Here is a 5,194-nt window from a genome sequence, read left to right as displayed (position 1 = left end):
GTTTTTTCTTACCTTCACCCCGCAAGGGGACGGAAACACAGCATTGACCTGTTGGAATCGGGATGTGGGACGATATGTCGGTTTTTTCTTACCTTCACCCCGCAAGGGGACGGAAACGCAGAATCGATCTGTATTACGCTTGTAACATTACGCCAGATTAGACGTTGATATATCCCCGGAAAAATCGCATCCAAACCCTGATTATTTCGTTGTAGTATGGCTTAAATTCCAACGATCGATCCTCCCCGACAGTTCCCCAGACGGGGACAAAACGAGAGAGATTGAACTCTGCCGCCAACTGTGCCACTCTAATCGAGGCATTCTTTCGTTAAAAACTTTCAAACCCTCGTGATTTACTTCGTTACAGGCGGACAGCGTTCTGGTAAAAGCAAATTCGCGCAACAGTTAGCCAAACGCTTGTCCGATACACCGATTTACCTGGCCACATCCCGCGTTTGGGACGAAAACCACCAGGCGCGGATTCGACGCCACCAGATCGATCGCGACGCCAGTTGGCGCACCGTGGAAGAAGAGAAATATCTATCCAAACATCAGTTGGCGGGGGAAGTGGTGGTTCTCGACTGCATTACCCTGTGGCTGACGAACTTCTTCATGGATACGGAATTCAACCTTGAGGAAACCCTGGAACTGGCGAAAGGAGAACTGGAGGACTTCCTGCGACAAGACTTCACCTTAATTGCGATTTCTAATGAAATCGGCATGGGATTGCACGGAGAGAACGAAAACGGACGGAAGTTTGTGGATTTACAGGGGTGGATGAATCAATTCCTCGCCGATCGCGCCGACGAGGTGTTTTTCATGGTGTCTGGGTTGCCGCTGAAGGTGAAGTAGCGGTGACAGTGACGGCGAGACTCCCGGTGTTTCTGGCAGCGAGAACCCCGGCATCTCCAAGATGCCGGGGTTTTTTGGGGAAAATCTTGCCTCTCTACTCAGACACAAACTTAATGTGATTGATTGTGCCGTCTTCTTTGAGCGATTTGATTTCTACTTTAACAACTTTATTTTCTGGAATCAAGTTAAATTTTTTTGCTTCTTTTTCTGCAAACGAAACGCCAAGATAGTTATACGTAACTTCACTCCCTTTTTGCTTCTTTTTAATAACTTCTGCTTCTAAAATTTGTCCCACGTGAAAACTTTGCTTTTGTGATAACTTTTTAAGAGATTTCTTGTATTGGGACTCGTGATTTTGTAGCTGTTCTTTAAACTCACCAAATTTTTGGTTTCGCTCTCCTGGTGGAACACCCTCCTTGTAATACCGCATCAAGCGAAACGACCAACCGATAATCTGCATCAAGACTTCTGGCTTACTCACTTCCCCTTGCAAGTACTCCTGGCAAACCTCGTTCATGCTGGCAAAATATTCTTGAGTCTGCTGGCTGTGAGCAATCTTATCTCCTTGACTGGACAAAGTTTTTAAATATTTAAAAAAACGCTCTCCGGCATCAGGTCGATCTGCAATTGCCCGTAAATACGCCATTACTTTTCCAAGTTCGTTGGGATCTGTATCTCGTCGAACCAACTGTTGCGCGACAAGATGAGCCAGATGCCACTGACGTTCTGAGAGCTGGTATTCTGTATCAACTGAAGCCATGTTCGCAGTTCCTCGTACAATCTTAAATTCAAGAGTTCTTAGTTTAATAGTTCCCCGTGGGAGGTTGTCGATCGGTGGGATAGCTTAAAATCGCTTGGAGTTGCTTCAACTGTTCTAACTGTACTAAGTTCCTCTTTGCCTCAGCAATTGCCTTTCGGACAAACTGCTGTAATTCCTCCCCTCGAAGCGGTTTGATATCCGCCGTATAAGATAGATATCGATCGCACATCGACTCGGGTTTTTCGAGTTTCTTCACCGTCACTGTCATCGACCCCATGCCAATCGGTTTTCCCGCTCCCACTTTCAACGCAAATGGATATTTTACATCCTGTCCCAACGCCACCAACAGCGTCCCCAACTCCGCCAATGTCAAATTTTTAAACGGAAGCTGAGTCTCGAATACATACTGTTGACTTGCTTGCTGCACCGGAATTCCCTTCTGTCCGCCACTGACTGCTTTTTTTCCGTGATAGTAGAATTTGCGACCCTTAAGCCGTCCATCTAATTGTCCTTTTCTAATTTGATTCTGCTCGTTTATATAGTATTTTTTGCAGTCCCGCTGAGGCTCATAAAGTGATGGCATAAACCCAGTTTCCACACGAGTATGAGAGACAGTCGCATCGGAAAATTCTAACAATCCCTGAAAGCCTAACGCTCCAAAAACTCGACAGGCTGGACAAAGTTCTACACGACGCTCTTTGATTTCTTGCGGTCTAGGTTTGCACTCCTTATACCCGTTTGGAATTTTTAAGTCATACCGTAATTTTCCATTATTTTTTGTTTTTTGACTGCCTCGCGTCTTGACTTTGCAAACACAGCTTTTTGTAAGGGCTTCGTAAACACTGCGAATGGTTCCCTTCAAAGAACTGCCAGGAATAATGAGGCGTTTCTCTGCATCAGTTAGCATAGTTTTAATCAACGGAACGTTAGCATTCACGTCGCTTCCCATCATCACGGCTCCCGTGGAAACGTGCAAAGCTGTTCCCACCGTAAGTTCTAAATGAAGAACGCCGTGAATTCGTTCTTTCCGATATTTTTTGTGTCCGGCTGGCTCTTTAAGGTCTTTACCTCCTTGTGGTAACGATACAAAGTCATAGGGTTTAGGGACATTCGATTGATAGTTCATAATTATTTCTCCGTCAATGCAATAAAATGAATTGTTGAAGTGTGTTTGTCTCGAAAATATCGCTGCTGGATATTTTGATTCGCCGTTTTCACCTCTTTGGGTAAACGAGTTTCATCTTTGGGATATAGCTGTGCGTTGCGAACTTCGCTTTCCCAATCCCCCTCAATCACCTTGAAATCGAATTCATCGGGAGGTGTTTCAGTTCCCAACCACAACAGATCGTAAACGTTTCCGCGTTTTTTCCAACGAACTTCTACCTCAGCATTAAACGCCTGTCCTTCTGGACTGGGAAATCCCTCGGGTAATTCTGACTGAATTCCACTGACGCGATCGACCCAACGCAAAAAGTAGTACCATTTCGATCGAGTATCCAGTAAATCCTTCAATTGAGCCAGCGACCAACCGGAACCCGTACAAACCACTGCTGTTTTTGTCTCTGTTTTTGTCTCTGTCATCTCATCCCTCACGCGGCTAACAAATTCCGCCAACTTGACATGGCTTTAATAAAGATATCCTTAACCTGTTCTTCACCGTTCCAAGTCAACTTGACACCAAATCCCAAATCCATCGACTCTGCACTCACCGGAACGATCGCTTCGTCATCCCTCGGAAAATCATAGGGATTGTCATCGAGAAACATTCCAGCTCCCAGAAGTTTGTTCACTGTCCACTTTTTCTCAGACCCCAATAAGCAAACTTCTCTATCTTTCAGAATACAGCCAGGATAACTGACTGTGGCTGAATTAAGCGTGACTTTGACCGTTCCCAAACCGCGAGATTTAGCAAATCCCAACCCGAACCAACCTTCATCAAGGTCGCGTAAAACTAAGCCAATCAATGCTAATTGTGCCAAGGTGAAGTTTTTGAGATGAATTTTCGTCCGAAATTCGGCTTCTGTACATACTTGATAGTTAAACGGCCCGACGGCTACCGAACCAAATACGCGATCGATCGCCACGCCGTTGCGTTCTTCGAGTTTCACCGGTTTACCCGGAACGGGATAAGCATCTTCAATCCGAACCCGACTGGCGATCGAAGTATTTCCAAACATTTGGTCAGTGAACGACGACAATTTATAAATATCAGAGGCTTTTTTGTTATTCAAATACTCATATTTATCATTGAGAGGATCGTTTGCCCAAATTTCGTTAGAATTATTTTGAGGAGGTTTATCTTTTCCCACCGTCCGAACAATGCGTTCGCTGTGTGCGCGAATTGCGCCTTTCAAACTACTCCCCGGAAGAAAGATCGATCGACCGCCTTGGTAGTACGCCTCCACAAATTCCATATCCGGTTTTGTGGGGTCTGCACCTTCTTTTCCCGATTTAATTAAAATCGGCCCGTCTGGCGAAATACTGAGATCGATCGTGCAGTGGTTGACAAATCGCTTGTGCATTTTTAACTCCCAATGTAGTGAATTAACGTATCGATCGACTTAACTGTTCAAAATGGACTCTACGGAAACCGCCAGTTCTGGAAACGTTGGCGAGACAATTCGATCGCTTCCCCGATAAGGGGTCATCTGATAGGTTCCATTGTCGTCGAGACTGCAAACAAACACTGTCGGTTCTTTCGGTTTTCCTAAATAACTGCGACTGGCGATCGCCATATAATCGACAATCCAATATTCAGGAATTCCCAAACGCCGATACTCATAGAGTTTATCGACATAATCATCTTCCCAGTTTGTCGAAACCACTTCGATGACCATCTGCGGCGGTTCTAGTAACGCCGAGTACGCCATCGGTTGCGAGTCCCAAAGCTGTTTGTCTACAACCGTGATGTCAGGATGGCGACCCTGTTCGGTTCCATCTTCCGTTATTGTACGAATGACAACTCGACCCGATACCCAGTAATTTAAACTCAGACGACGGATTTCCGCTTTGAGTTCGTCTGCAATATATTCAGCGATAGTTTCATGTCGTCGCGTCGGTAGTTTTCTCACAATCTTTCCGTCAACGAGTTCGTAATCTCCCTCTTCATCGGGAAGTTTTTCGAGAAAGTCTCGAAATGTGAGTTTTTGGCGAGTGGGTTCTTGAGTAAACGTCACGATCGATCTCCAATTTTAGGTTTGAGTAGCTAAATATTTCGAGAAGAGAGTCGAAAGTCTGAAACCAACGGAAAATCATCATGATGGCGAGTCGGTTTCTTGGAGTTGTTGTGACTGAGTTTGGCGACGCTGTTCCAGTTCGTCGATAAACTTCCTCACCCACTGGTCTTTATAGTCTTTCGCATCTTCATAAGCGGATTGGTCTTCACGAACCAGCTTTTGTAAATAGTCCAACAAAAACTCGGGATGACCTTCGACGTCAATCCAATTCATGGCCTCAATATCCAGTTTAACGACTCCCAATCCTCGCGATCGACCGCCACCGAGGGGAATCTGTTCGGTCTCGAATTGATGTAATCCCACCATCAACATCCCCAGTTCCCAGTCTTCGGCGTTTTCCACCACG

The 5,194-nt window shown here is 45.4% G+C and carries 6 protein-coding genes and 1 pseudogene; 1 reads left to right on the top strand and 6 read right to left on the bottom strand.

Annotated features, from left to right (window positions below; all coding sequences use genetic code 11):
• Window positions 1–348 precede the first annotated feature (348 nt).
• Entirely contained in the window at window positions 349–852 is a 504-nt protein-coding gene (locus ACP5D4_RS14455; protein ID WP_428012325.1) for a bifunctional adenosylcobinamide kinase/adenosylcobinamide-phosphate guanylyltransferase, read from the top strand.
• Between the two features lie 94 nt (window positions 853–946).
• On the opposite strand, the gene ACP5D4_RS14450 is transcribed toward ACP5D4_RS14455, so the two are convergent.
• The 6 genes and pseudogenes from ACP5D4_RS14450 to ACP5D4_RS14425 all read right to left on the bottom strand — a co-directional run.
• Window positions 947–1,612, bottom strand: a complete 666-nt coding sequence (locus ACP5D4_RS14450; RefSeq protein WP_428012324.1) for a hypothetical protein — start codon at window positions 1,610–1,612, stop codon at window positions 947–949.
• Between the two features lie 43 nt (window positions 1,613–1,655).
• Entirely contained in the window at window positions 1,656–2,738 is a 1,083-nt protein-coding gene (locus tag ACP5D4_RS14445; RefSeq protein ID WP_428012323.1) for an RAMP superfamily CRISPR-associated protein, read from the bottom strand.
• Window positions 2,739–2,740: 2 nt separating this feature from the next.
• The gene (locus ACP5D4_RS14440) at window positions 2,741–3,193 is read right to left on the bottom strand and encodes a hypothetical protein (protein WP_428012322.1); all 453 of its coding nucleotides are present in this window, start codon (window positions 3,191–3,193) and stop codon (window positions 2,741–2,743) included.
• A gap of 8 nt (window positions 3,194–3,201) precedes the next feature.
• A complete protein-coding gene (locus ACP5D4_RS14435; protein WP_428012321.1) occupies window positions 3,202–4,134 on the bottom strand; it encodes an RAMP superfamily CRISPR-associated protein in 933 nt (310 codons plus the stop codon).
• Window positions 4,135–4,173: 39 nt separating this feature from the next.
• Window positions 4,174–4,788, bottom strand: coding sequence for a Uma2 family endonuclease (locus tag ACP5D4_RS14430; protein ID WP_428012320.1), 615 nt, complete (start codon window positions 4,786–4,788; stop codon window positions 4,174–4,176).
• A 78-nt stretch (window positions 4,789–4,866) separates the two neighbouring features.
• A pseudogene (locus ACP5D4_RS14425) lies at window positions 4,867–5,194 on the bottom strand (type III CRISPR-associated RAMP protein Csx7); the annotation flags it as partial.

Source organism: Baaleninema sp., from assembly GCF_049974805.1.
Classification (GTDB): Bacteria; Cyanobacteriota; Cyanobacteriia; order Cyanobacteriales; family Geitlerinemataceae; genus Baaleninema.
Note: the sequence above shows the minus strand (reverse complement) of the source record. Positions and strands in the feature narration are given on the sequence as shown.